Source organism: Streptomyces sp. NBC_00354 (genome assembly GCF_036106915.1).
In the GTDB taxonomy this organism is placed as follows: Bacteria; Actinomycetota; Actinomycetes; order Streptomycetales; family Streptomycetaceae; genus Streptomyces.
This window is the reverse complement of the sequence record NZ_CP107983.1, coordinates 6459801-6485640: the sequence shown is the minus strand read 5'-3', so window position 1 is coordinate 6485640 and position 25840 is coordinate 6459801. Positions and strand designations below refer to the sequence as shown.

At 73.3% G+C, this 25840-nt stretch carries 21 protein-coding genes; 9 read left to right on the top strand and 12 right to left on the bottom strand.

Going from position 1 to position 25840, the window contains the following annotated elements; genetic code table 11:
• Nucleotides 1-32: 32 nt before the first annotated feature.
• Complete coding sequence (locus tag OHT74_RS29725; protein ID WP_328621883.1) at nt 33-1280, top strand: FAD-dependent monooxygenase; 1248 nt, start codon at nt 33-35, stop codon at nt 1278-1280.
• Between the two features lie 48 nt (nt 1281-1328).
• Here the strand turns inward: OHT74_RS29725 and OHT74_RS29720 are convergent, their stop codons facing one another.
• From OHT74_RS29720 to OHT74_RS29685, 8 genes are all read right to left on the bottom strand, one after another.
• A complete protein-coding gene (locus OHT74_RS29720) occupies nt 1329-2414 on the bottom strand; it encodes a Zn-dependent alcohol dehydrogenase (protein ID WP_328621882.1) in 1086 nt (361 codons plus the stop codon).
• Between the two features lie 22 nt (nt 2415-2436).
• Nucleotides 2437-3849: an aldehyde dehydrogenase family protein gene (locus tag OHT74_RS29715; RefSeq protein ID WP_266668510.1), complete on the bottom strand. Its 1413-nt coding sequence runs from the start codon at nt 3847-3849 to the stop codon at nt 2437-2439.
• Between the two features lie 101 nt (nt 3850-3950).
• Nucleotides 3951-5462, bottom strand: coding sequence for a CitMHS family transporter (locus OHT74_RS29710; protein ID WP_328621881.1), 1512 nt, complete (start codon nt 5460-5462; stop codon nt 3951-3953).
• 73 nt (nt 5463-5535) lie between these two features.
• On the bottom strand, nt 5536-7803 hold the full coding sequence (locus OHT74_RS29705) for a molybdopterin-dependent oxidoreductase (RefSeq protein WP_328621880.1): 2268 nt from the start codon (nt 7801-7803) through the stop codon (nt 5536-5538).
• Between the two features lie 283 nt (nt 7804-8086).
• Complete coding sequence (locus tag OHT74_RS29700; protein WP_328623425.1) at nt 8087-8707, bottom strand: TetR/AcrR family transcriptional regulator; 621 nt, start codon at nt 8705-8707, stop codon at nt 8087-8089.
• Between the two features lie 35 nt (nt 8708-8742).
• Entirely contained in the window at nt 8743-10038 is a 1296-nt protein-coding gene (locus tag OHT74_RS29695) for a hypothetical protein (RefSeq protein WP_328623424.1), read from the bottom strand.
• A gap of 190 nt (nt 10039-10228) precedes the next feature.
• A complete protein-coding gene (locus OHT74_RS29690; protein WP_443047736.1) occupies nt 10229-11107 on the bottom strand; it encodes a hypothetical protein in 879 nt (292 codons plus the stop codon).
• A gap of 244 nt (nt 11108-11351) precedes the next feature.
• Nucleotides 11352-13439, bottom strand: coding sequence for a right-handed parallel beta-helix repeat-containing protein (locus OHT74_RS29685; RefSeq protein WP_328621879.1), 2088 nt, complete (start codon nt 13437-13439; stop codon nt 11352-11354).
• Nucleotides 13440-13677: 238 nt separating this feature from the next.
• Between OHT74_RS29685 and hmgA the strand changes: the two genes are divergently transcribed.
• Nucleotides 13678-15009, top strand: coding sequence for a homogentisate 1,2-dioxygenase (gene hmgA / locus OHT74_RS29680; RefSeq protein WP_266668502.1), 1332 nt, complete (start codon nt 13678-13680; stop codon nt 15007-15009).
• Nucleotides 15010-15118: 109 nt separating this feature from the next.
• Entirely contained in the window at nt 15119-15868 is a 750-nt protein-coding gene (locus OHT74_RS29675) for a GntR family transcriptional regulator (protein ID WP_266668500.1), read from the top strand.
• 57 nt (nt 15869-15925) lie between these two features.
• Here the strand turns inward: OHT74_RS29675 and OHT74_RS29670 are convergent, their stop codons facing one another.
• A complete protein-coding gene (locus tag OHT74_RS29670; RefSeq protein ID WP_266668498.1) occupies nt 15926-16090 on the bottom strand; it encodes a hypothetical protein in 165 nt (54 codons plus the stop codon).
• A 190-nt stretch (nt 16091-16280) separates the two neighbouring features.
• On the opposite strand from OHT74_RS29670, the gene OHT74_RS29665 reads away from it, so the two are divergent.
• A complete protein-coding gene (locus tag OHT74_RS29665; protein WP_328623422.1) occupies nt 16281-17405 on the top strand; it encodes a type ISP restriction/modification enzyme in 1125 nt (374 codons plus the stop codon).
• Nucleotides 17406-17423: 18 nt separating this feature from the next.
• Here OHT74_RS29665 and OHT74_RS29660 read toward each other — a convergent pair whose 3' ends face one another.
• A complete protein-coding gene (locus tag OHT74_RS29660; RefSeq protein ID WP_328621878.1) occupies nt 17424-18158 on the bottom strand; it encodes a TetR/AcrR family transcriptional regulator in 735 nt (244 codons plus the stop codon).
• 63 nt (nt 18159-18221) lie between these two features.
• Here OHT74_RS29660 and OHT74_RS29655 point away from each other — a divergent pair, with 63 nt between their 5' ends.
• The 3 genes from OHT74_RS29655 (at nt 18222) to OHT74_RS29645 (ending at nt 21344) form a co-directional block, all read left to right on the top strand.
• Nucleotides 18222-19211, top strand: a complete 990-nt coding sequence (locus OHT74_RS29655; RefSeq protein WP_328621877.1) for an ATP-binding cassette domain-containing protein — start codon at nt 18222-18224, stop codon at nt 19209-19211.
• Nucleotides 19208-19996: an ABC transporter permease gene (locus OHT74_RS29650; protein ID WP_328621876.1), complete on the top strand. Its 789-nt coding sequence runs from the start codon at nt 19208-19210 to the stop codon at nt 19994-19996. The genes OHT74_RS29655 and OHT74_RS29650 overlap by 4 nt, the downstream gene beginning before the upstream one ends.
• Before the next feature lie 94 nt (nt 19997-20090).
• Nucleotides 20091-21344 (top strand): CaiB/BaiF CoA transferase family protein, encoded by a 1254-nt coding sequence (locus OHT74_RS29645; RefSeq protein WP_328621875.1) that lies wholly within the window; start codon nt 20091-20093, stop codon nt 21342-21344.
• A 37-nt stretch (nt 21345-21381) separates the two neighbouring features.
• Here the strand turns inward: OHT74_RS29645 and OHT74_RS29640 are convergent, their stop codons facing one another.
• On the bottom strand, nt 21382-21651 hold the full coding sequence (locus tag OHT74_RS29640; protein ID WP_172671376.1) for a hypothetical protein: 270 nt from the start codon (nt 21649-21651) through the stop codon (nt 21382-21384).
• A gap of 366 nt (nt 21652-22017) precedes the next feature.
• Here OHT74_RS29640 and OHT74_RS29635 point away from each other — a divergent pair, with 366 nt between their 5' ends.
• Complete coding sequence (locus OHT74_RS29635) at nt 22018-23694, top strand: serine/threonine-protein kinase (RefSeq protein ID WP_328623421.1); 1677 nt, start codon at nt 22018-22020, stop codon at nt 23692-23694.
• Between the two features lie 14 nt (nt 23695-23708).
• Here OHT74_RS29635 and OHT74_RS29630 read toward each other — a convergent pair whose 3' ends face one another.
• Nucleotides 23709-24512: an SGNH/GDSL hydrolase family protein gene (locus OHT74_RS29630; RefSeq protein WP_328623420.1), complete on the bottom strand. Its 804-nt coding sequence runs from the start codon at nt 24510-24512 to the stop codon at nt 23709-23711.
• A 206-nt stretch (nt 24513-24718) separates the two neighbouring features.
• Here OHT74_RS29630 and OHT74_RS29625 point away from each other — a divergent pair, with 206 nt between their 5' ends.
• The gene (locus OHT74_RS29625) at nt 24719-25819 is read left to right on the top strand and encodes a DUF5925 domain-containing protein (protein ID WP_443047593.1); all 1101 of its coding nucleotides are present in this window, start codon (nt 24719-24721) and stop codon (nt 25817-25819) included.
• Nucleotides 25820-25840 lie beyond the last annotated feature (21 nt).

Genomic DNA, 25840 nt, shown 5'->3' with positions numbered 1-25840 from the left:
CGCGGTGAGCCCTGCCGTGGAAGCTCACCGGCATGGACACCACAGAGACGAAGAAGCTCGGCGTACTGATCTCCGGCGCCTCCGTCGCCGGCCCCGCGCTCGCCCACTGGCTCCACCGGTACGGCTTCACCACCACGATCGTGGAACGCGCGCCCGCCCTCCGCGACGGGGGCTACGCCGTCGACTTCCGCGGCGAGGCCCATCTGTCGGTCCTCCGTGGCATGGGCATCCTGGACGCCGTCGAACGGGCCCGGACCGGCATGGGCTCCATGGCGTACGTCAACAGCGCGGGCAGGCCGCAAGCGCAGCTGCCCGCCGACCTGTTCGCCGGAGACGTCGAGATCCTGCGCGGCGACCTGGCGCGGATCCTCTATGAAGCGACCGCGGCGCACACCGAGTACGTCTTCGGGGACTCCGTCACCTCGCTCACCGAGGACGCCGAGGGCGTGACCGTCACCTTCGGGCGCGGCGCGCCGCGCCGGTTCGACCTGGTGATCGGCGCGGACGGGCTGCACTCCACCACCCGCCGCCTGGCGTTCGGCCCGGAGGAGCAGTTCGTACGGCACCTCGGTGTCCACTGCGCGATCTTCACCACGGCCAACCGGCTCGGGCTCGACCACACCGGACACGCCTACCGCACGGCGGGCAGGCTCGTCGCGATGTACAGCGCCCGGCACAACACCGAGGCCAAGGCCGTCTTCTACTTCGCCTCCCCGCTCCTGGACCTCGACCGGCGCGAGGTCGCCCGGCAGCAGGCCGTCCTCGCCGAGCAGTTCGCGGGCAACGGGTGGGAGAGCGACCGGCTGCTGGAGGACATGCGGTACGCGCCCGACTTCTACTTCGACTCGGTCGGGCAGGTCCGCATGGACTCCTGGAGCCGCGGCCGGATCGCCCTGCTCGGCGACGCCGCCCACTGCCCCTCGTCCCTGTCCGGCATGGGTACGGGACTCGCCCTGGTCGGCGCGTACGTGCTGGCCGGCGAGCTGGCCGCGGCACGCGGAGACCACCGTGTCGCGTTCGCCCGCTACGAGGACGAACTGCGGAAGTACGCGGCGGGCTGCCAGAAGATGGGCGACGGCGTCGCCAGGCTCATGGTTCCCGGGAGCCGTCTGACGGCCACGCTCCTCAACCGTTACTACAAGGTCATGCCGTATCTGCCGGGGAAGGACATGGCGGCAAGGATCGCCCGCAGGACCGCAGAGGACATCACGCTGCGGGACTACAGCGAGTGGGACCGGCTCGGGCCGCGGAACCCCGCCCTCCCGAAGGCGGGCGGGTGAGAGTTCCGCGGCGACGCTGCGCGGTGTCCTACGGCTGGAAGCGGTGTCCTACGGCTGGAAGACGACCAGCGAGCGGCCGCCCTTGCCGGCGAGCATCGCGTCGAAGGCTGCCGGTATGCCGTCGAGGGTGATGCGGTCGGTGACCAGAGAGGCGAGGTCGAAGCGGCCCGCGCGGACGTGGTCCGCGATCACCGGGAGATCGCGGGCGGGGTCGCTGTTCCCGTAGACACAGCCGGTGAGGGTGCGGGCGAAGTGGAAGATCTCCAGGGCGTGGAAGGAGACCTGCTGCTCCTTGCCGCCGATGCCGACGACCGTGGTGCGGCCGCCGCGGCGGGTGGAGTCCCAGGCTCCGCGGATGGACTCCGCCCGGCCGACGCACTCGACGGCGACGTCGGCGCCCTGGCCGCCGGTGAGGGCCCGGATCTGCTTGGCGGTGGTGTCGGAGGCGAGGACGAAGTGGGTGGCCCCGGCCGCGCGGGCCAGCTCCTCCTTGGCCGGAGAGACGTCGACGGCCACGATCGGGCCCGCTTCGGCGATCCGCGCGGCCTGGAGGGCCGCCAGGCCGACGCCGCCGACGCCGAAGACGGCGACGGACTCACCGGGGCGGACCCGGGCGCTGTTGCGGACGGCGCCGTAGCCGGTGAGCACCGCGCAGCCGAGCAGGGCGGCCTCGGCGAGCGGGATCCCGGCGGGCGCGGGCAGCACGCAGTTGGCCGCGACGACCGTCTCCTCGGCGAACGCGGCCACGTTCAGCCCCGGGTGCAGCGGCGTGCCCGCGGCGTCGTGGGCGTAGACCGCGCCGACCCCGGTGAGCGCGTTGGCGCAGAGCCAGACCTCGCCGATCGAGCAGTGGTGGCACTCCCCGCAGGACGGGGACCAGTTGAGCACCACGCCGTCGCCGGGGGCGACGTGCGAGACGCCCTCACCGACGGCGAGGACCGTGCCCGAGCCCTCGTGGCCGAGGACGGCGGGGACGGGCACCCTCATGGTGCCGTCGGTGAGGGAGAGATCGGAGTGGCAGACACCGGCTGCGGCGAGCCGCACCCGGACCTGACCGGGGCCGGGATCGGGCAGGACTATCTCCCGTATCTCCAGCGGGGCTCCGACGGCGGGCAGGATGGCGGCACGGACCATGGTCGATTCCGTCTCTCGGGGCTCAGAACTGCAAGGACTTGGTCTGGAGGTACTCGGCCAGGCCGTGCGGGCCGAGCTCGCGGCCGACGCCCGACTGCTTGTAGCCGCCGAAGGGCGCGACCGGGTTGAAGCGGCCGCCGTTGATGTCCACCTGACCCGTGTCCATGCGCCGGGCGAAGGCGACGGCGGTCTCCTCGTCCGCCGCCCAGACCGCGCCGCCCAGCCCGTACACGGTGCCGTTGGCGATGCGCAGGGCCTCGTCCTGGTCCTCGTACGGGAGGATCGACAGCACCGGGCCGAAGATCTCCTCCTGCGCGATCGTCATCTCGGGCGTGACGTCGGCGAACACGGTCGGGGCGATGAAGTACCCGTGCTCGTGCGGCGCGTCGGGGCCGCCGGCGACGAGGCGCGCACCCTCCTCGACACCCTTGGCGATGTATCCGCGCACGCGGTCGCGCTGCTTGGCGTTGACGACCGGGCCGAGGCGGGTGCCCGGGTCGCGGGGGTCGCCGGAGGGGTACGAGGCGACGGCGGTGGCCGCGAGCGAGACGGCCTCCTCGTACTGGTCGCGGTGGACGAGCATCCGCGTGAGCGCGTTACAGCTCTGGCCGGAGTTGTTCATGACGTGGCCCACGCCCGTCGCGACGGCCTTGGCGAGGTCGGCCCCGGGCAGGATGACATTGGCCGATTTTCCGCCGAGCTCGAGGGCGACGCGCTTGACGGCGGCGCCGGCCGTGGCGCCGATCTGCTTGCCGACCGCGGTGGAGCCGGTGAAGGAGACGAGGTCGACCCCTTCGTGCGCGGCCAGCGCCTGGCCGGCGACCGGGCCGGTCCCGGTCACCAGGTTGAACACCCCGGCCGGGATGCCCGCCTCGTGCACGGCCTCGGCGAAGAGCTGTGCGGTCAGCGGGGTGTCCTCGGCCGGCTTGAGGACGATGGTGCAGCCGGCGGCGAGAGCGGGCGCCACCTTGGCAACGATCTGGTGCAGCGGGTAGTTCCAGGGCGTGATGGCGCCGACGACACCGACCGGCTCCAGCAGCACGGTGGAGTTGCCGATCCGCTCCTCGAAGGCGTACGAGGCCCCCAGCTCGGCGAACGACGAGGACACCGCGATCGGCGCCCCCACCTGGACCATCTCCGAGAAGCCCCGCGGAGAGCCGAGTTCGGCGGTGATGGTCTCGGCGAACTCGCTCTTGCGGGCGATCAGCACGTCACGCAGCGCCGCGATCAGTGCGGCCCGCTCGGCGGGAGCCGTGGCCGCCCAGCCGGGGAACGCGGCACGTGCCGCCTGTACGGCCGCGTCCACGTCTTCGGCGTTGCCGGCCGGAACCCGGCCGATGATCTGCTCATCGGCCGGGTTGACCACCTCGATCCGGTCGCGTCCGGCGGCGGGCCGCCACTCGCCGCCGATGTACATCCCGTCGTGGGTCTTCATGGCTTTCCTCCCGAGCACGCACGAGCGCGCAGAGACCTGACCTCGTTCGACCACCCTACAAACTAGCAGCGGTAGTTTTCGGCGCGCCGGGGGTGTCGGGGTCAGATGATGCCGAAAAGCATCCCTGCCCCGAGGACGACGAGGGAGGTGAGGACCGCCCACTTCACGGTGAACCGGGTGTGGTCGCCGAACTCGACCTTGGCCATGCCGACGAGGACGTAGACGGCGGGAACCAGCGGGCTGGACATGTGCAGGGCCTGGCCGACCAGCGAGGCGCGGGCGATCTCGAGCGGGGAGACCCCGTGCGCGGCGCCGGCCTCGGCCAGGACCGGCAGGACGCCGAAGTAGAAGCCGTCGTTGGACATGAAGTAGGTGAGCGGCAGGCTGAGCAGGCCGGTGACCAGGGCCATGTGCGGACCCATGCCCTCCGGGATGGCGCCGACGAGCCAGTCGGCCATGTGCTTGACCATGCCGGTGCCGCTGAGGACTCCGGTGAAGACGGCGGCGGCGAAGACCATGCCGGCGACGTTGAGGACGTTGTCGGCGTGGGCGGCGATCCGGGCCTTCTGGTCGGGCATGTGCGGGAAGTTGACGGTGAGGGCGAGGGCCGCGCCGAGGAGGAAGAGCACGGGGATGGGCAGCAGCTCCATGATCATCGCGGTGAGGAGGGCCACGGTGAGGCCTGCGTTGAACCAGTAGAGCCGTTGGCGGAGGGTCGCACGGCGGGGATCGAGGCCCTGGAAACCGTCCTCCGGCGCGGCGGAGCCGGAAGGCGAGGCGGGGACGGGATCCGATCCGGAGTCGGAATCGGACCCGGACCCGGTGCCCGTGCCAGCGGAGGCGGAGGCGGAGATGGAGGCGGCGGACGGCTTGGCCGGGGCCGTGGTCCCGCTCTCGGCGGACCCGGCGGCGGCGACGAGCAGCCGCTCCCCGGCGGGCTCGGCAGGCTGCCCGGACACCTGCCCGGACACCTGCTCCACGTCGCCGGGGAGGACCAGCGTGCCGATCCGGCGGCGTTCCTTGAGCCCGAGGACGTACGCGAGGATGAACACGAACACCAGGCCGACCGCGAGAGCGGGGATCATCGGGACGAAGATGTCGGAGGCGTCGAGCTTGAGGGCGGTGGCGGCACGGGCCGTGGGGCCGCCCCAGGGCAGCGTGTTCATGACGCCGTTGGCGGTCGCGGCGACGCCCGTCATGACCACCAGACTGAGGCCGAGCCGCTTGTAGAGCGGGTACATGGCCGAGACGGTGATCATGAAGGTGGTCGAGCCGTCGCCGTCGAGGGAGACGATCGCGGCGAGGACCGCGGTGCCGACCACGACCCGCACCGGGTCCGCCTTGCAGAAGCGCAGGATGCCACGCACGATCGGGTCGAACAGGCCGACGTCGATCATCACGCCGAAGTAGACGATGGCGAACATCAGCATCGCGGCGGTCGGCGCGAGTTTGCCGACTCCGTCGATGACGTAGTCGCCGAGGTGGGCGCCCTTTCCTGCGAACACGCAGAACAGCGCGGGGATGAGGACGAGCGCCGCGATGGGCGACATTTTCTTCATCATGATCAGGACCAGGAAGGTGGCGATCATGGCGAAGCCGAGGAAGGTCAGCATGCAGGGAACGTAGGTGCCTCCTCCTTATGCCAACAAGACGTCGACGCGTGAGCAATACGAGCAAAACCCCAGCTCAGGGCAGGGGTGTCAGTTCGACGGGGAAGCCGTTGAGCACCGCCGTGCCGGACAGCGGGTCGAGCCGGGAGCCGTCGAGGAGCTGGTTGACGTTGACGCCGGGCGCGGCGGAGGCGACGGAGAGCCGGGCCCCGTCGCGGTCGTGGCCCCAGCCGTGCGGGAGGCTCACCACGCCGGTGCGGACGGCGTCTGTGACCTCGACGGGGACCTCCAGGCTGCCGCCGTCGGCGGTGATCCGGGCCATGCCGCCCGTGGTGAGCCCGAGCCGGCCGGCGTCCTCCGGATGCACCTGGAGGGTGCAGCGGTTGGAACCTCCGGTGAGGGCCGGGACGTTGTGCAACCAGCTGTTGTTGGACCGCAGATGGCGGCGGCCCACGAGCACCAGGGCGGCAGGGCGGTCGGCGAGCGCCGCGTGCAGCCTGGGGAGCTCGGCCGTGATCGGGTCCGGGAGCAGCTCGATCCTGCCGCTGCGCGTCCTCAGCACGCCCGGGAGCCGGGGCCGCAGCGGGCCCAGGTCGATGCCGTGCGGGTGCGCGAGCAGCCGCTCGAGGCTGAGCCCCTCGCTCGCGCCTGCGCCCGCTCCCGCTCCCGCGTCGGGGGCGGAGTCGGCGCCGAACTGGTCTCCGTACGGCCCGAGTCGGAGCATCAGGTCGAGCCGCCGCTCGGGACCGCTCTCCCCGGTGAGCAGGCCGGCCAGGCGCGCCGGGTCCTGCCCGTGCAGCGGGGAGCGCGGGTCGGCGGTCTCCTTGGCGAGGGCGCCCTGGATGACCATGTCGTCTACGGCGCTCGGGGCGGCGGACCCGTGCATGCCGGAGACGGCCAGGACGAGGCGGGCATGGATCTCGCACTCGTCGAGCCGGCCTGCTTCGAGCGGGACGGCAGGCCGGGTGTAGCGCGCCTGGTTGCGGATGGCGAACCCGTTGAAGGCGAAGTCGTGGTGCGCGCTCTGCGAGGGCGGCGGCGGAGGCAGCACGACGTGGGCGTGGCGGGAGGTCTCGTTGAGGTAGGGATCGATGCTCACCATGAAGTCGAGCCCGGCCAGGGCCGCGTCGAGGCGCCGCCCGTCGGGGGCGGACAGCACCGGGTTGGCGGCGATGGCGACCAGGGCGCGGATCCGCCCCTCCCCCGGCGTCTCGATCTCCTCGGCCAGGGCGGCGATGGGCAGTTCGGCCTTGGCCTCGGGGTGGCCGCTGACCCGGCTGTGCCAGCGGCCGAGGGTGAAGCCCTTGCCGGGCCCGGCAGGGCGCGGCCGCGGGCCGGCGGCCGCGAGCGGGAAGAGGACTCCCCCGGGCCGGTCGAGGTTGCCGGTGAGGATGTTCAGTACGTCGACCAGCCAGCTGGCGAGCGTGCCGTACTCGACGGTGCAGCTGCCGATCCGCCCGTAGACGGCGGCGGTGGGCGCGGCCGCGAGGTCGCGGGCGAGGTCGCGGATCTCGGCGGCCGTGAGGTCGCAGGCGGGGGCCACGGCCTCAGGAGTGAAACTACCGAGCGCCTCGGCGAGTTCCCCGAGGCCGTCGGTCCATTCCTCCAGCGTGCCGGGGGCGGCGAGTTTCTCCGCGAGGAGGGTGTGCGCGAGGGCGGCCAGCAGCAGGGCGTCGCTGCCGGGGCGCGGCGCGAGGTGCCGGTCGGCGAGCTTGGCCGTGCGGGTGCGGCGCGGGTCGACGACGACCAGGGTGCCGCCGCGGGCGCGCAGCGCCTTGAGCCGGCCCGGGAAGTCGGGGGCGGTGCACAGGGAGCCGTTGGACTCGACGGGGTTGGCACCGAGGAGGAGCAGGAAGTCGGTGCGGTCGAGGTCGGGGACCGGGATGGCGAAGGGGTCGCCGAAGAGGAGCCCGCTGGAGACGTGCTTGGGCATCTGGTCGAGGGTGCTGGCGGTGAAGAGGTTGCGGGTGCCGAGGGCCTTGAGCAGCAGCGGCGGGTAGAGGGCGCCCGCCATGGTGTGCACGTTCGGGTTGCCGAGGACCACGCCTACGGACTGGGCTCCGTACCTCTGCACGAGGGCCGGGATCGCGGCGGCAATGACGTCGTACGCCTCCTCCCAGGTGGCCTCCTGGAGCCGTCCGTCGCGGCGGACGAGCGGGGTGTGCAGCCGGTCGGGGTCGGCGTCGAGCGCGCCGAAAGCCGCGCCCTTCGGGCAGATGAAGCCACGGCTGAAGACGTCTTCGCGGTCGCCGCGGGCTCCGGTGACGGTGGTGCCCTCGATGGTGAGGGTGAGGCCGCAGGTGGCTTCGCAGAGGGGGCAGATGCGCAGGGCGGTGCGGGGCATGGTCCCTCCAGGGACGGCAGGCTGCGGCACGAACACGCGGGCACCCCGAGCATACCGACCGGTAGGCATGGTGGGGAGGGGTGCGGCGGACGGAGCGGGGCTTCGCGGTCACGGACGTCGAACGGGTGAGGAAGGGGCGGCAGGGGTGCGGTCCCGCGAGGGCAGGGCCGCCGGGGACCGCTGCGCCGGCTCATGGGAGCGCGTCACGTCCGGTGCCCGGGCGGCGCACCGACGGGTGCAGGGCCGCGGGCGCCGATGGGGGCGGGGCGGGCGGCGGGGCGGGTCAGTCCAGGGCGTGGGCGAGGTAGGCGTGCATCATCGTCCGGGTCTCGGCCACGATGCCGGGGTCGCCGGCCGGGTCGGCACGGAAGGCCAGCTTCGTCAGCGCGTCCGTGGCCTCGACGGCGACCAGGACCGCGCGCTCCAGGGTGGCGTCCGGGGTCAGGCCGAGGTGCGCGCCGAGCAGTTCGGTCAGACGTACGGCGACCAGCCGGTTGGGGTCGGCGGCCGGACCTTCGGCGGGCGGGGCGGGCACGCCGAAGTCGACGAGCGCGAAACCGGGGACGGTGCGCTTCATGGCCAGGTACTCGTCGAGGACGGCGTCCACGACGGGCCGCCAGTCGCCGGCCGGGAGGGCGGCGAGGCGGTCCGCGATGCCTTCGGTGTACCGGTCCAGGTTCCGGTGCGCGAGGGCGATGGCCATGGCGCGCTTGTTGCCGAAGAAGCGGTAGACCGAACCGATGGGCACGCCGGCGCGCAGGGCGACGGCCCGGGTGCTGAGGTTCTCGTACCCGGTCTCGTCCAGGAGTTCGGCGCAGGCGTCGAGGATCCGGGCGAGCCGGTCGGCGCTGCGCTGCTGGATCGGCGTACGGCGCAAGGGGTGGGCGGGGGGCACGGGGTCCATCATGCCGCTCCTGGCTTCTCGGTACACCGGCGGTCTCAGTTCAGCAGGAGGCCGATCCCCCCGATCGTGTAAGTGATCATGAGCGCGAGCAGCGGCAGCTGGCCGGCGACGGCCCTGGCGGGCGGGAAGAGGCGCACGGAGCGGTCGTGGGCCGCGATCACACCGAGCACGTGGCCGGTGACGACCGCGAGGACCTGGAGGGCGGCGAGACCCCCGGGGCCCAGTGGTGGCAAGGGTTCCGGGGCGTTGTCAGTGCCGAGTGCCATGCTTACTGTGCGTGGTCCTTCGGTTACGAGGAGGGAGAAGTAGTGGGCGACGAGATAGCCGAGTGCGATCGGTACGAGTGAGTGCGCGAAGGCGGTCAGCGGGCCCGGGTGCGGGCCGCAGACGAGGCGGGTGGCCGCTGCGCAGAGGCAGTACAGGGTGGCGACGAGGGCGATGGAAGCGAGCAGTCCGAGCGTGGCCGTAGGGGTGCGGCCGAGGGGGGAGGTCTGGAGGGTGTTGATCCAGGACGGGTTGTCGGAGTAGCCGTCGTAGGCGGTGGAGCCGAGCAGGACGCAGACGGTGGCGACGAGTCCGGGCCGCTCGGGTGTCGCGTCGAGTCCGTGGAAGGGGTTGCGGAGCACCAGGCGGCCGTCGCTGCGGCGGCCGAGGGGAGAGAGCCGGGCCAGGAGGGCGGAGTACGCCTCGAAGGCGTCCGCGTCGGCGAACCAGCGTTCTCCGAAGCGGGCGGCGAGCGCGAGGTGGGCGGCGGTGTAGCCGGCGAGGGCGGTCAGGAGGGTGGTGGTGGATGCAGGATCCGGAGCGGCGAGTTCGAGCCAGGTGAAGGCGAACAGCCCGGCGGCGGCGGGCCATTGGCCGAGCCGGGCGGGGAGGGGGGCATGTGCCTGACGCCGGGCGCGGGGCAGCAGGCGGTACAGGGTGCGGAGCGGGTTGAGCAGGCGCCAGACGGGGCCGAGGAGGAGGGAGGCGGGGACGAGTCCGACCCAGAGGAGGACGTAGACGGCGCCGGGGGCGGGGTTGTGCGCGGGGTCGTCGGGACCGAGGAGGAGGGAGAGGAGGACGGCGAGCGCGGCGGCGAGGCCGAGTCCGCGCAGTGCGGTACGGGTGGCCGGCGCGTCGGCCACCCGCTCGAGGACGGCGGGCAGGGCGAGGCCCGAGCGGTCGCCACGGAAACGGGAGGAGGACCAGAGCAGACCGAGCGCGAGGAAGGAGACGAACAGCGCGGTGAAGGCACCGGCGAATGCGTAGAAGGGAGAGATCGGCAGATCGTGCTGGGACCCGATCCCGTGCGCGAGCACGGTGAGCGGATCGGCCGGGTGAAGGACCACGCCCTGGCCCCCGCCACCGCCGCCCGCGGCGGGTACGGCACCCGGCCCGACCGGGGTCACCGCGGGCCGCCCGCGCGGCCTTGTTCCCCGCCGCGGAAGGGGAACCTGGCCGGGTGTGTTCCGCTCGGGGTGGGCGCGGGCGAGGTGCGCGCCGGCCGGGTGCGCGCGGGCGGGGTGGGCGCGGGCCGGGTCACCGGACGAGGAGCTGGGTCAGGACGAGGCGGGACTCGTGGGTCTCGACCTCGAAGAGGCCCGTACGGTCGGCCGTCAGGACCAGGGTGGCCTCCTGGCCTGCCGGCAGGGCGAGTTCCTTGTCGTAGCCGTGGACGTGCAGGGTGTCCGCGCGGTCGCTGGTGACGCGCAGGGCGATGCGTTCGCCGCGCCGCAGTTCGGTGCGGCCGGGGGCGGGGGTGACCTTGCCGTCCCGGACGGTGAGGGTGACCGTGCGGTCGGCCTGCGCTTCCGGCGACGGCGACGACGGCGGCGATGGCGACGGCTGCGCAGACGGCGGGGTGTGGCTGTGGCCTGCCTGGCCGGGGGCCGCGGCGGTGAGCTGGGCGGTGCCCTCGATCGGCTTGCCGGTGACGGCCCAGGCGGTGTGGTCGTCCGCGTAGAGGCGGACGGTCAGGGTGTGCGCGCCCTCGGGGACCTGCGCGGCGGGCAGGTGGAACCAGGGGCCGTATAGCCGGGCCAGCTTCTGCCCGTCGAGCTCCAGGTGCGCGTGACCGGCGCCCGGGAGGGCGGCGCCGCCGGTGCTGTCGGGGGTGAAGCGGAAGTTCTTCACCGTCAGCTGGAGGTTCCAGCCGTCCTCGGAGTCGGGGCGGGCGGCGAGCTGCACCTCCGGCGCGCCCTCGGCCGGGACCTCGCGGAGCCGGTGGCCGGTGGGGTCCTGGGCGTCGAGCAGGGTGCCGACGCTGCCGGTGGCCTGCTCGTGGCTGGTGCCGGGCTTGTGGTGGGTGGTGGCCCGCCCGCCGCAGCCCGTCGCCGCGCCGCCGACGAGCAGGAGTACCAGCGTCAGCAGGGCTGCGGTTCGGGCACGCCGCCGGGTCCGCGCCCCGACGGGCGGCACCCCGCAGCCATCGCACCTGATGGCACCGCCGGTCCGGTCGTCGCTCACTGCACTCCTCCTTCGGTCATGCCATGCCCGCCGACCCGCCCGCACCGCCCACTCCGCCCCACCGCCCGGGCCTGCCGGGCCGCCCGGGCCGGCCGGGGCCCTGCTCCGGCGCGCCAGCCGGCCGGGCACGGCCCGCTGCGGCGCCCGGCTGCGCCTTGGCGCACGGGGCCAGGGGTTGAGCGGGTGGCGTCTGGGGTCACGCTGCGTCCGGGGTGGGTTCGGTGTGAAGGGCTGGGCCTGACGGGGCCGGGGGGCGGTCGGTTGTGGGGGTGGGGGCTGGGCGGGATGCGGCGATCGTGGCCCAGAGGGCCCAGGGGATCGTGAGGAGGGCGCGGAGCCAGGAGGGGCCGAGGGGGATCCAGGGGATCATCAGGACGGCCTTGTCGAAGGCGTCGAGCAGGGTGAGGGCCGCCAGCAGCAGGGTCAGCCGCGCCAGCCAGGGGCGGCCGGGGCGCAGCGCCATGCCCGCGCCCGTCCACCACAGGCCCAGCAGGAGCAGGGCCAGGGCCGGTACGAAGGTGCCCACGAGGGGCATCGTGGAGCCGGCCACGTCCAGGGCCAGCCCGGCCAGGCCGAGCAGCGAGGCCGCCGTGCCCAGGCGGGATCCGCGCAGGCGACGCCACCACAGCACCCCGCCCACGAGCAGCAGGACCGCGGCCACGGCCAGCGCGATCTGGGTCTCCACCCGCTCCAGGCCGCGCGCCCCGTACCAGTCGCAGCCGGCCGGCAGCTTGCGCGCCTGCACGCTGTAGTCGGCGCAGACGAGGAGTTGGGCGAGTTTTACCGGTTCGCCGACCAGGCGGGAGGACGCGCCCGACACCGCGCCGCGGCGGTCGCCGCAGTGCGGGAGCGTGCCCGGGGTGGAGCCGTCCGGTCCGGACTGCCAGCAGTTCCCGCTGCCCTGGCCGTCCCACCACACGTCCATGCCGTTGGGGCGGGACGTCCCCGCCTTGTCCTTGCCGAGGATGTTGGCGGCGTAGCGGTTGTGGTGGGAGGTGTCGGCCTGCTTCGACCATTCCTCCTCGCCGCGGATGAATGCGGGGACGGCCGAGAGGAAGAAGCCCGCGCGCCGGTGCCCGTACACCCAGTTGTTCTCGTAGACGTTCCAGTTGCCGCCCGCGGTGATGATGCCGGTGCCCGGCGGCATGGAGATCTGCGGGCAGACCACCCCCTGCTCGTAGCCGCGCTCGATCGGCGGCTTGGCGCAGGTGCCGTCGGCGACGTACCCGTAGTAGTCGGCGTTGTTGTCGTGGATCAGGTTCCGTTCGAACTTGGCGTGGTTCTGCGGGAGTCCGGGGTGCCCGGGGAAGGCGCTGTCCATCGAGGCGCCGCCCATGTTCTGGTCGAACTCGTTGTCATGGACCCAGACGGAATCGCCCGCCGTGCCGGAGTATCCGACCATGTTGTGATGGCTGTGGCAGCCGGTGATCTCGATGGAGTAGCGCGGGACGTCGTAGCCGCGCCCGTCGTTGATGTTCGAGGCGCTGCCCGGGTAGATGCCGGAGTCGCCGTTCCCGTACGACTCGCAGTTCTTGTAGAGCCCGTGGTCGCTGGCGAAGGTCAGGAAGCCGTACTCGTCGTTCCACCGGGTCAGCACGTCGTCGATGACGAACCCGTCGCCCGCGAGGACGTACAGCGAATTGAAGGTGGTGCGCTGCGCGGTGAAGTTGCGGAAGTAGATGCCGTTCGACTTGTCGGCGCGGATGGCGTTCAGCTTCTGGTACTTGGCGTCGATGACGACATCCAGGCGTGAAGCGCCCGTGCCTTCGATCTGCAGGTCCGTCTTGCCGAGGATCGCGACGAGGTTCTGGTTGTGGCGGCACTGCGCCTGCTGCTCGTACGTCAGGATCTGGTAGCCGAGCGAGGAATTCGGGGCCTTGAGCGCGGCGCACTCCTCCGTGGGTTTCGGCAGCGAGGGCTCCTCCTCGTACAGGCCGGGGAGGATCGCGATGTTCATGCCGGGCCGGTCCACGGCGTCGACGGCTTCCTGGAGGTGCCGGTAGCCGCTCTTCTCGCACCGCTCGTACAGGGCGAGGTTGCGCTGCTTCAGCTCCTCGGGGAAGGCGGATGTCCGGCGTTCGAAGGCGGCCCGGTCGGTCTTGCAGACCAGCAGGTCGGGCTCGGCCTTGCGGTACTCCGGCACGGACCCGGAGCCGTCCGGGAGGGCCACAGGGCGCTCCTCGTGCGCGCTGGCGGCGGGCGCGGCGGCGAGGAGGGACAGGAAGGCGAGGAGGGCGGCGAGGAGCGCCGCCGGCACGGCAGGGAACCTGCGGGTCCACGACATGCGCGTGAGAGTAGAGCAATGTTCATCTTTTTGGATCCCCCGCGGCATCGCGAATCGACACGCCGAGTCGACATCTCGTGTCAGACATCGCGAATCGGCGTCCCGCATCACCCGCCGCCGCCATCCCACCCGCCCGATCCGGCCATGCACCCGGGAAGCCATTGACGCGCGGGCCACGGAATCCTACTGTCGACCATAGGATTCCTTCGACAGTGACAGCGACAGAGCGGGAGCACCCATGAGCGAGCAGGCCGAGCAGGCCGAGCAGGCCAGGAAGACGGCGGAGGCACTGGAGTACCTCACCGGCTTCGGCAACGAGCACAGCTCGGAGGCCGTCCCCGGCGCCCTGCCGCCCGGCCGCAACTCGCCCCAGCGCGCCCCCCTCGGCCTGTACGCGGAGCAGCTCAGCGGCAGCGCCTTCACCGAGCCCCGCAACCACAACCGCCGCTCCTGGCTCTACCGGATCCGCCCCTCGGCGGCCCACCCGCCCTTCGCCCGGATCGACAACGGCGCCCTGCGCTCCGCACCGTTCACCGAGGCCCCGGCGGACCCCAACCGGCTCCGCTGGAACCCGCTCCCCGACCCGGCGCCCGGCACCGACTTCCTGGCGGGCCTGTGGACCCTCGGCGGCAACGGCGACGCCACCCAGCGCGCCGGTATGGCCATCCACCTCTACTCCGCCAACGCCTCCATGACCGACCGGGTCTTCAGCGACTCCGACGGCGAGCTGCTGATCGTCCCCGAGCGCGGCGGCCTGCTGCTGCGCACCGAGCTCGGCCTGCTCAGCGCCGGCCCCGGCGAGGTCGCCCTGATCCCGCGCGGCGTGCGCTTCCGCGTCGAGCTCCTGGACGACGATGCCCGCGGGTACGTCTGCGAGAACTACGGCCGCCCCTTCGAGCTGCCGGACCTGGGCCCGATCGGGGCCAACGGCCTCGCCGCCGCACGCGACTTCCGGGCCCCGGTGGCCGCGTACGAGGACAGCGAGCGCCCGACCGAGGTGGTCAACAAGTTCTGCGGCAACCTCTGGGCCGCCACCTACGACCACTCCCCGCTCGACGTGGTCGCCTGGTACGGGACGCACACCCCGTACGTGTACGACCTGCGCCGCTTCAACGTCCTGGGCTCCATCAGCTACGACCACCCCGACCCGTCGATCTTCACCGTGCTGACCTCGCCGTCCGACACCCCGGGGCTCGCGGGCGTGGACTTCGTCGTCTTCGCCCCGCGCTGGCTGGTCGGCGAGGACACCTTCCGCCCGCCGTACTTCCACCGGAACGTCATGAGCGAGTACATGGGCCTGATCGAGGGCGCCTACGACGCCAAGGCGGAAGGCTTCGTCCCCGGCGGCGGCTCGCTGCACAACATGATGTCCGCGCACGGACCGGACCGGGAGACCTTCGACAAGGCGAGCGCCGCCGAGCTGAAGCCGCAGAAGATCGACGACGGTCTGGCCTTCATGTTCGAGACCCGCTGGCCGATCACCGCCACCACCCAGGCGGCCGGCGCCGACCACCTCCAGCGCGGATACGACGACGTCTGGCAGGGGCTCCAGCGCCACTTCCGCGCCTAGTATCACCAGGGAGTGTCCGGCGGATCAGGGTCGGGGAGACCCGGGCCCGGCCATGATCCGCCGGACACCCCCCAAGCGCCCCACGCCCCGTCCTAACGGAGAACCACCCGTGACCGCCTTCGCCCCCGACTCGCTGGTACTCAACCGGAAGCTGCCGCTCTGGTACCAGGTGTCACAGTCGCTGCGCGCCTCGATACTGGGGCGCACCCCGGACGCCTCGCTGCGCCTGCCCACCGAGGAGCAGCTGGCCGAGCACTACGGGGTGAGCGTGCTGACCATGCGCCAGGCGCTCAAGGAGCTGGAGGGCGAGGGGCTGATCAGCCGGCACCGGCGGCGTGGCACGTTCATCGAGCCGGGTGCGCGGCGCGGGGCTCCGGTGCGGCTGCTGGGTTCGGTCGACGCGATCGTGGCGCAGCAGTCGGGCGACCGTACGACGATTCTCGGCCTCGAGCGGACGCCGGTGTCCGGGGAGCTGCTGGAGCACTTCCCGGACACGGCCGAGGTGGTCACGTACCGCCGGCTGCGCCACGACGGCGAGAGCGGCGAACCGACCAACTGGGTGGAGAACGCGGTCCGCCCCGAGGTCGCCGAGGCGGTGGACCTGGCCGATCTGGCGCGCTGGCCGATGACCAAGGTGCTGCGTGACGTGGTGGGCGTGCGGATCAGCCGGATCACGGACACGGTCGAGGCGCGGCTGGCCGACCCGGAGACGGCCGAGCTGCTCCAGGTGCCGCTGCTCAGCCCGATCCTGCACTACACGGGCGTGACGTACGACGAGGACGGCCGGGTCGTGGACGTGGCGCGGATCCGGTACCGGGGCGACCGGTTCTCGTTCACGGTGACCGTCGACGCCACCTGACCCGCGCCCGACCTCTGCCCGGCCCCTGCCTGACCGCTGCGCCCTACCCGCAGGGGGCTACTTCTCCTCGTCGTCCTTGTTGCGCTCGCCCTCCGCCTGCGACGGCGTGGTCCGCATCGTCTGCGGGTGGTGCCGCTGCATCTTCTCCTTCTCGTCCATGTCCTCGTCGAGCCGCTCACCCTCGGCCTGCGACGGAGTCGAGTATTCGTCGTACTGACTCATGACCGCCTCCTCGACATCGGAACATATCCGTACATAGGGAGCGTAGCTCTTCGGCCTGGACACAGCCCGGCCGCGCCCCTGCCCGCACCCCTGCCCACCCCTGCCCGCACCCCGGCCGCACCCCCGGCCGCCGCCTGCCGTCGCTACCATCTGCCGGGTGAGCGAAGACGTACCGCTGCTGGACGATCTGATGCCCTGGGCCGTGGGCGGCCTGCGCCTGGGCCGGGCCTGGGTGGCGGCCCCCGACCCTGCGGCCCTGCGCGCCCGCTGGGCGGCCCTGACCGGCGCCGAAGGGGCCGAGCGGGACCGGCTGTTCCGCCCGACCCGGACCCGTACGCCCACCACCGGCGCGGCTGCACTGCCCGGCCGACGCTCACCGTCGACCGCCCGCTTCGCCGATGCGCCGGGCCCCTGCCCCGATCCCGTACGCGTGCTGCGCGACCCCTTCGACGAGCAGTGGCTGCTGCCCGACCAGCGGCTCATCGACGTGGCCCGCCCGGAGCTCTGGCGGGTCCTGGACGAGCACCAGCTCTTCGCCGTCGAGACCCCGGAGCTGCTGGTCACCGCACACCTCCCGGCCGGCCGCCTGGGCCGGATCCGCCCGCTGCACCGGCGCCCCGGCGGCGCCGAGCCCAATCTCACGCCGGGCCTGCTCGCGCTGCTCGGCGAGCACTACGGCGGCCGGGTCACCCCGCAGGACGTGCTGTGCTGGATCCTCGCGGCGGGCCGCCCCGGGCCCCGGGGGTACGAGGTCCCGCTGACCGGCGACCCCGGACGCTGGCGGGCCGGGCTGGAGCTGGGGCGCCGGCTGCTCAGCGTCCAGCTGCGCGGCGGGCCCGGCGCCGAGCCGCCCCGGCTGCCCGGCGGGCGGCGCCCGTACGTCCGCTCGGCGGTCCAGGCCTGGCCGGACGGGCTCGCCTACGACCCGGAGACCGAGACGCTGAGCCTCGGGGCCGGGACGGTCTCCCCCGTGCCGCCGAGCGCCTGGGAGTACGAGCAGGGCGGTACGCGGGTGCTGGAGGCCTGGTTCGCCGCCCGGACCGCCCACCGGGATCCACAGGCCGACGGACTGGAGGCGCTCGGGCCGGCCGAGTGGCCGCAGGCCTGGACCTCGGAGCTGCTGGCGCTGGTGACCACCCTGGCACTGCTGGCCGATCTGGCCCCGGAGCGGGCGGCGTTCACCCCCGGGCCGCTGCTGCCGGCCGCCGGGCCGGCGGCTGCGGGCGTGCTGCCGCCGCCGCGCTGGGCCCGGCGCCCGGCCTCCGTACTGGACCACCACGAGGAGGGCCCGGGCGGGCAGTTCGCCCTGCTCTGACGGAGCCGACCGGCCGCGTCAGCCCTCGGCCGCCCCCCAGGCCCCCAGCAGCCGGGACACCGAGCGGTCGAAGACCGCGCCCAGGTCGGAGGCCGCCTCCGTCACCGGGTGCCCGCCGGACAGCGCGCCCGCCAGCAGCGGATACTGCCCGGTCGCCAGCCTCGAGCCCAGCCAGGCCGTCCGTACGCCCTCCTCGGCGGCCTCGCTCCACGGCAGCGACCGGGCCCGCTCGGCCAGGGCCAGCTCGCTCGCCACGAACGTGGCCACCGTGCCGTTGACCGCGGCGACGAGCTCCAGCTTCTCCGCGCCGGAGACCTCCAGCGGGACCAGGCAGTCCAGGCTGTGCTCCAGGTAGCGCAGGGCGTTCGGGCTGAAGCCGTAGACCGGGGACAGCAGCCGGGGCAGCCACGGGTGGCGGTGCATCAGCTCCCGCGCCTGGCGGGCGAGCCCGAGCAGGTCGGCCCGCCAGTCCCCGGTCGGCGGGGTCAGCGCGTACTCCCCGCTCACCGCGTCGACCATCAGCTCGTACAGGTCCTCCTTGCGCGGCACGTAGTTGTACAGGGACATCGTCCCGGCGCCGATCCCGGCGGCCACGCGCCGCATGGAGACGGCCTCGATCCCCTCCTCGTCCGCGATCCGCACGGCCTCGGCCGCGATCGACTCGCGGGTGTGCGCGGGCCGGGGTCCGCGGCCGGCGCGCCCCGGGCGGGCCCAGATCACTTCGGGTTGGGCGGGTCGCCCGCTGGCTGCCATTACTCATCACCTCGCCCTCATCCTAGTTACGTACAGCGTACGTAGTGAGGTAGGGTCCACCACATGACAACTACGTACGCTGTACTTAGTGAAGCTTTGGAGAAGCGATTCGGCGAGGTCCATGCCCTGCGCGGCCTCGACCTGGCCGTGCCGGAGGGCACGGTCTGCGGCCTCCTCGGCCCCAACGGCGCGGGCAAGACCACCGCCGTACGGATCCTCACCACGCTGACCCGGCCCACCGGCGGCCGCGCCCTCGTCGCCGGCCACGACGTCACCCGCGATCCGGCCGCCGTCCGCCGCGCCATCGGGGTCACCGGCCAGTACGCCTCGGTCGACGGGGATCTGACGGGCCGCGAGAACCTGCGGCTCTTCGCCCGCCTCGCCGGACTGCGCGGGGCGGCCGGTCGGGCCCGCGCCGACGAGCTGCTGGAGCGCTTCGGCCTGGGCGAGGCCTCGGACCGGGTGTCCGCCACCTGGTCCGGCGGGATGCGCAGGCGCCTCGACCTGGCCGCCGGGCTCATCACCCGCCCCCGGGTGCTCTTCCTCGACGAGCCCACCACGGGCCTCGATCCGGCGGCCCGCGAGCAGATCTGGACCTCGGTTCGAGAACTCGTCGACAAAAGCGCGGAGGGCACGACGGTCCTGCTCACCACCCAGTACCTCGAGGAGGCCGACCGCCTCGCCGACGACGTCGTGGTCGTCGACCGCGGCCGGGCGCTCGCCACGGGCACCCCGGCCGAACTCAAGTCCCGGATCGGCGCGTACGCCGAGGTGACCGTCACCGAGGCCGAGGCGCTCCCCGGCGCGGCCGTCGTACTCGACCAGCTGACCGGCGGCCGGCCCGTACTCGACCGCGAGCGCCTCACCGCCGGGGCGACCGTCCTGGACCGGGGGCTCACCCTGCCCCGGATCATCCGCGCGCTCGACCACGCCGGGGTCCCGGTCACCGACGCGAGCCTGCGCCCGCCCACCCTCGACGAGGTGTTCCTGCGCATCACCCGTGGCCCGCTGACAGAGCCGGCGGAGACGGCAGAGACGGAGCACGCGGCATGAACACCCTGCTGTCGGACGGCGGCGCCGTCCTCACCCGCCAGCTGCAGAAGGCCCGGCACGCGCCCGCGCTGCTGATCCTCACCCAGACCATGCCGATCACGATGCTGCTCTTCTTCGGCTACGTCTTCGGCAGCGCGCTCGCCATGCCGGGTGCGGAGTACCGCGAGTTCCTGGTGCCCGGGCTGCTCGCCGCCACCGCCGCGAACGGCCTGATGACCGGCATGTTCACGGCCGCGCAGGACGCCCACCGCGGCGTGACGGACCGTTTCCGCACCCTGCCGATGAGCCGCGCGGCCGTACCGCTCGGGCAGACCGCCGCCGACCTGCTGACCACGGCGGCGTCCATGGTGCCGGTGATGCTGGTGGGGCTCGCGATGGGCTGGCGGATCGAGAACGGGCTCCCGGGCGCGCTGGGGGCGCTCGGCGTGCTGCTGCTGTTCCGCTTCGCCACGGCGTGGGTGGGGACGTACCTCGGCCTGCTGAGCCGGAGCGAGGAGGCGGCGGGCCAGCTCGGCAGCGCCACCTTCGTGCTGCCGATGCTGTCCAGCGCGTACCTGCCGACCGCCGGACTGCCCGGGTGGCTGCGCGCGGTCGCCGAGTGGAACCCGATCAGCGCCGTCGCCACGGCGGTGCGCGCCCTCTGCGGCAACGCGGGTGGCGAGGCCGCGGCGGGCGCAGCCTGGCCGGCGGCGCACCCGGTCGCGGGGGCCGTCGCCTGGTCGCTGCTCCTGCTGGTCCTCTTCGCGCCGTCGGCCACCCGCAGGTTCGCGGGCGGCCGGGACTGAGACGGGCGCCACAGGCGGACGAACCGCACACAGCGTGCGATGTCGACCGCCTGTGTGGTGACAGGCCGGGGTCCCAACCGGTAGGCAGGCTGTCATGACAGCCGACTCGCCCGCGCCCGAGCGCCCTGCGGAACCCCGCCTCGTTAAACCCCGCCCCGCGGAACCCCTGCCCCTCGACGGCGTCACCGTCGTCGCCGTCGAACAGGCCGTCTCGGCCCCCTTCGCCACCCGCCAGCTCGCCGACCTCGGAGCGCGGGTGATCAAGGTCGAGCGGCCCGACGGCGGCGACTTCGCGCGCGCCTACGACACCGCCGCGCAAGGGCTGGCCTCGCATTTCGTCTGGGCCAACCGCGGCAAGGAGTCGATCGCGCTCGACCTGAAGGACCCGCGCGGCCGGGAGGTCCTGCACGGGCTGCTGGACGGGGCGGACGTCTTCGTCCAGAACCTCGCCCAGGGCGCCGCCGCCCGGCTCGGGCTCGACTCGGCCTCGCTGTGCGCGCGGTACCCGCGGCTGGTCGCCGTCGACATCTCCGGGTACGGGGCCGAGGGCCCGTACGCCCACAAGCGCGCCTACGACATGCTCGTGCAGTGCGAGGCGGGGCTGGTCTCGGTGACCGGCACCCCGGAGCAGCCCGTCAAGGCGGGCATCCCGGCCGCGGACATCGCGGCGGCCATGTACGCCTTCTCCGGGGTCCTCGCGGCCCTGCTGCGCCGCGGGACCACCGGGCGCGGGGGCCGGGTGGAGGTCTCGATGCTCGACGCGCTGGCCGAGTGGATGGGCCATCCGCTGCACCACACGATGCACGGCGGGGAGCAGCCCGTGCGCACGGGCCTCGCGCACGCCGTCATCGCCCCGTACGACGCCTACCCGACCGCGGACGGGGACCGGGTCCTGCTGTCGGTGCAGAACGACCGCGAATGGCGGCGGCTCGCCGAACAGGTGCTGGAGCGGCCCGAGTTGGCCGAGGATCCGGCGTACGCGACGAATGCGGCGCGCACCCAGGGCCGGGAGAAGACCGACGCCGTGGTCGCCGAGGCGCTGGGCCGGCTGGGCGCGGACGAGGCGGTCGGGCGGCTGGAGGCGGCGGGCATCGCCTGCGCGCGGCTGAACTCGGTGGCCCAGCTCGCGGGACACCCGCAGCTGGCGGCACGGGACCGCTGGCGAGAGGTGGAGTCACCGGCCGGTCCGCTGCGGGCACTGCTGCCGCCGATCGGACTGCCGGGAGGCGCGGCACCGCACATGGGTGCGGTGCCTGCGCTCGGCGAACACACCGAGGCCCTGCTGCGCGCCCTGGGGATGACGGGCGCACAGATCGCGACACTGCGCCGGGATGGTGTGGTTGCGTAGGGCCGGGGGCGAAACCAGAAGGGGTCGGGGACGGTTGTTACGAGCGGCGGCTGCCGAAGAGCGTGCGACGCAGACGACGCAGCGGCGCGAAGAGCGAGACGCGCGCGCTCCGGCTCCGCAGGCGGTGCGTGTGGTCGCGCGAAGTGAGTTCGCGCATCAGCAGGGTCGCCTCGGCCGCCTCGCGGTGCGGGACGGCGGGTCCGCCCAGCACGGCGAGGTGGCGGTCGAGGCGCGAGCTGGTCGCGCTGCTGCCGCAGGTGATGGCAGGCACGCGTGGCGGCCTGCTGCGCATTGCTATCTGTTCCATGTTCTCTCCCCACCCGTACGAGGGCACCCGGCCCGGGCAGGTTAACCCTATCGCCCCCGCGTCGTGCTCGGGTATCCCGGTGGTGTGAATTACCCCTATGGCGACGGGGAGTTGACGGTTACTCAGTGGAGTCGGCCGTCACTCTCCGCAGGGGAGGCGGCCGTTTCAAGGGTCCCTGCGCGAGTCCCGCGCGGACCGGGGCCACATCGCGCGCACTGCGCTAACTTGGAGTGATCGCCCGCCGACACACGGACACACCTGGGGGCTCGCGTGAGTGACAACATCGGTGGGGCGGGCGGGGAATCCGCCGCCGGCCGTGTCATCTCGGGCCGTTACCGGCTGCTCGACCTGCTGGGCCGGGGCGGCATGGGCATCGTGTGGCGGGCCCGCGACGAGGTCCTGGGCCGCGAGGTGGCCGTCAAGGAGGTACGCCCCCCGGCCGGGCTGGACGGCGCCGAGATCGGGCGGATGTACCGGCGACTCGAGCGCGAGGCCTGGGCGGCGGCCCGGGTCTCGCACCGCGGGGTCGTCACCGTCTACGACGTGGCCACCGAGGACGGCCGGCCGTGGATCGTGATGGAGCTGGTGCGCGGGCTCTCGCTGGCCGACGTACTCGAGGCCGAGGGGCCGCTCACCCCGCAGCGGGCCGCGCACCTCGGGGAGCAGGTGCTGGCAGCGCTGCGCGCCGCCCACGAGGCGGGGGTGCTGCACCGGGACGTCAAGCCCTCCAACGTGCTGATCGCCAACGACGGCCGGATGGTGCTGAGCGACTTCGGGATCGCCAGCCTGGAGGGCTCGTCGGCGATCACCATGACGGGCGAGGTGGTGGGCTCCCCCGAGTTCCTCGCGCCGGAGCGGGCGCTGGGGCGCGATCCGGGGCCCGCTTCGGACCTGTGGTCGCTCGGGGTGATGCTGTACTCCGCCGTCGAGGGGGTCTCGCCGTTCCGGCAGGACACCCCGCTGTCCACGCTGCGGGCGGTGGTGGACGAGGAGCTGCCGCCGCCGCGCCGGGCCGGTCCGCTGACGCCGGTGCTGGAGGGGCTGCTGCGCAAGGACCCGGCGGAGCGGCTGCCCTCGGCGGAGGCGACCCGGATGCTGCGGATCATCGGGGCGGGCGGGATCGTACGGGACTCCGGCGGGGCGGTGTCGGGCCCGGACTCGCCGACGGCCACGGCGCACCACCGGCACGGCCCCCCGGACACGCAGGGCCGCCCCGACGGGCCCACCCCGCCGATGCCGGTGCCGATGCCCGCGCCGGTGCCGGGTCCCGCCCCGGCGGGGGCTGCGGGCCACGGGGCGCCGCCGCACGAGGGACGGGCCGGGCTGGTGCTGACCGCCGGGATCGTGGTGCTGCTGCTGGCGGTGGTCGCTCTGGCGTGGCTGCTGATCAAGGAACGCGAGGAGCCGGGCGGAAACGGCACCGGGCCGACGGGCCCGGCGACCTCGGCCGCGGCGTCCGCGAGTTCGTCCGGGTCGGGGTCGCCTTCCGCGTCCCCTTCGGCGTCGCCGTCGCCGTCCGCTTCACCGTCGGCCACGCCCGCACCGCACTTCGCCGTGTCGGTGCGCGCCGTACGGACGGACTACCGCGGGGCCTGCCCGCCGCCTGCCGAGCAGGCGCCCGCCTTCACGGCGACGGTCGATGCGGACCGTACGCCCGCCGTACTGGAGTACCGCTGGGCGACGCGCAGCGGGGTCACCTCCGGCCCCGGCTGGCAGTCCGTCACGTACCCGGCGGACGGCCCCCGGAGCCGGCAGCTGGACCACACCGAGCTCACGTACTACCCGAGCGCGACCTTCGACGACGCGGTCCGGCTGGAGGTGCGGGGGCCGGACCCGACGGCCTCGGAGTGGGTGGAGATCTCCGTGACGTGCGAGGAGGGGGAGACCCCGACGGGCGGGACCTCCCCCTCCCCCGGTCCGAGCGGTACGCCGGCCCCGGTGACGGCGGGGCCCGTACCGGCGGGACCGGCGACGCCGGACGCCGTCGAGCCCGAAGCCACGGACCCGGAGCCTGCTCCGGAGCCCGAAGCCGCCGCTACGTAGCTGCCTTGGGGGCGTCAGGCGGCGTTGGTGAGGACGGGCAGGTAGCCGCCGGACTGTCCGGCGGCGGTGGGGTGGTACGACTCGCCGATGTTGAGCCAGTTGACGCTGTGGAGCCACGCGTCGCCGGAGCAGATCTCGTGGCCGGTGAAGGCGCTGGCGACCGAGGCGAAGGTGAACCCATGGTTGGCGGCGCGTTTGGCGATGGCGGCGTTCAGGTACTCGGCCGCTCCGTTGATGGCGGAGCGCTCGCCCTCCGTCAGCCCGGCGGCGCAGGTGCCGTTGAGCTTGTAGAAGCGGGGATAGCCGAGGACGACGACGTGGGCGGCGGGCGCCCGGCCGTGGATGGCGGTGTAGACCTGGTCGAGCTGGCCGGGAAGGGTGGAGTCGACGTACGCCTTGGCCTGGTTGACGCGGTTGATGCAGGTGGACTCGGACTGCAGCACACAGGTCGTCATGACGTCGGAGAATCCGGCGTCGTTGCCGCCGATGGTGATGCTGACCAGGTCGGTGCCGGAGTTCAGCGGGCCGAGCTGGCCGGAGAGCACATCACCCGTACGGGCGCCCGAGCAGGCGGTGAAGGAGAAGGTCTGCGGGGAATGGGCGGCGGCCCACAGGGCCGGGTAGGCGCGGGAGGTGCGCTTGCAGTTGCCGCTCCCGCTGTCGTAGTTGCCGGCGCCGACGCCGGAGGAGTACGAGTCGCCGAGGGCGACGTAGCCGAAATCGGCCGTGGCGGCGGCCGCCTGTCCCGCGCCGAACAGGGCGGCGCCTGCGGCGAGTAACAGGGAGGAGGTCAGGGCGGCGAAGCGCGACATCTTCATGCTCATGTGTGCGGCTCCTTGTGGGGGTTACTCCTGAGTCCGTGGTACTGGGAGCCGGGGCTGGCTGGAAGTGTCCATGCCAAGAATTTTTGGCGCGGAGTTGCGGCCCGAATCTTCACCACCGGTGCGTTTGAAGAGGGAACTTGGGCACCCGATCCGGCGAAACACGGGTGCACGGGGACACTTCGTGCCGGATCATGGGCGCCATGCCAGCCAACCCGCATGACGCGCTGCCGATCCGGCTCAACGTCGACGACAGCGATTCACCGTCGGATGTCGTGGACGCGCTGTTCCTCGGCCGGTTCGCGTCCGGCGAGCAGCCGTACTCGCACAGCGTGACCATCGAGCGGGTGAAGGCGGAGGCGACCCTGCTGCCGCCCGAGGCCACCGTGCTGCGCTCGGCCCGCGACTCCGACCGCAGCGCCACCCTCGCGGAGGGCGAGGGCTGGACGATGCTCGTCTCGCGCTGGAGCCGGGGCGCGGACGTGACGGTGACGGCAGTCAGCGACGAACTCGCCTCCAGCGTGCTCGGCGAGGCCACGGAGGGGGTGCAGGACGAGCCCGAACCGCAGCCGGAGAACGTCACGATGGGCTTCTGGTACGTCTCCCCGCGCCGCGGCCCGTACCGGACGACCCGCCAGATCGCGGCCGGGACCTGGGCGGAGGTGCGGCCCAACTACACGGCGCCGGTGGCCGGGGCGATGGACCGGCTGATGAAGGTGACCCCGGACGACATCGCAGGGCGGCTGCTCCTGCTGCACGGCCCGCCCGGTACGGGCAAGACCTCGGCGCTGCGGACGCTGGCCCGGTCGTGGCGGGACTGGTGCCAGGTGGACTGCGTCCTGGACCCGGAGCGGCTGTTCAACGACGTGGGTTACCTGATGGACATCGCGATCGGCGAGGACGAGGGCACGGCGAAGGGCCGGTGGCGGCTGCTGCTGCTGGAGGACTGCGACGAGCTGATCCGCGGCGAGGCCCGGCACACGGCGGGCCAGGCGCTGTCACGGCTGCTGAACCTGACGGACGGTCTGCTGGGGCAGGGCCGCAACGTGCTGGTCGGCGTGACCACGAACGAGGACCTGGAACGGCTCCACCCGGCGGTGGTCCGGCCGGGCCGCTGCCTGGCGCGGATCGAGGTGGACCGTCTGACGTACGGCGAGGCGGTGGACTGGCTGGGCACGGACGAGGGGGTTCCGCGCGAGGGCGCCACGCTGGCCGAACTGTTCGCGCTGCGCCGGGGCACGGGCCCCTCGGCGCTGCTGCCGCCGCAGGGCGGGCACGGTTCGGAAGCGGGCCTGTACCTGTAACCGGTCCCGCACGCCCACAAC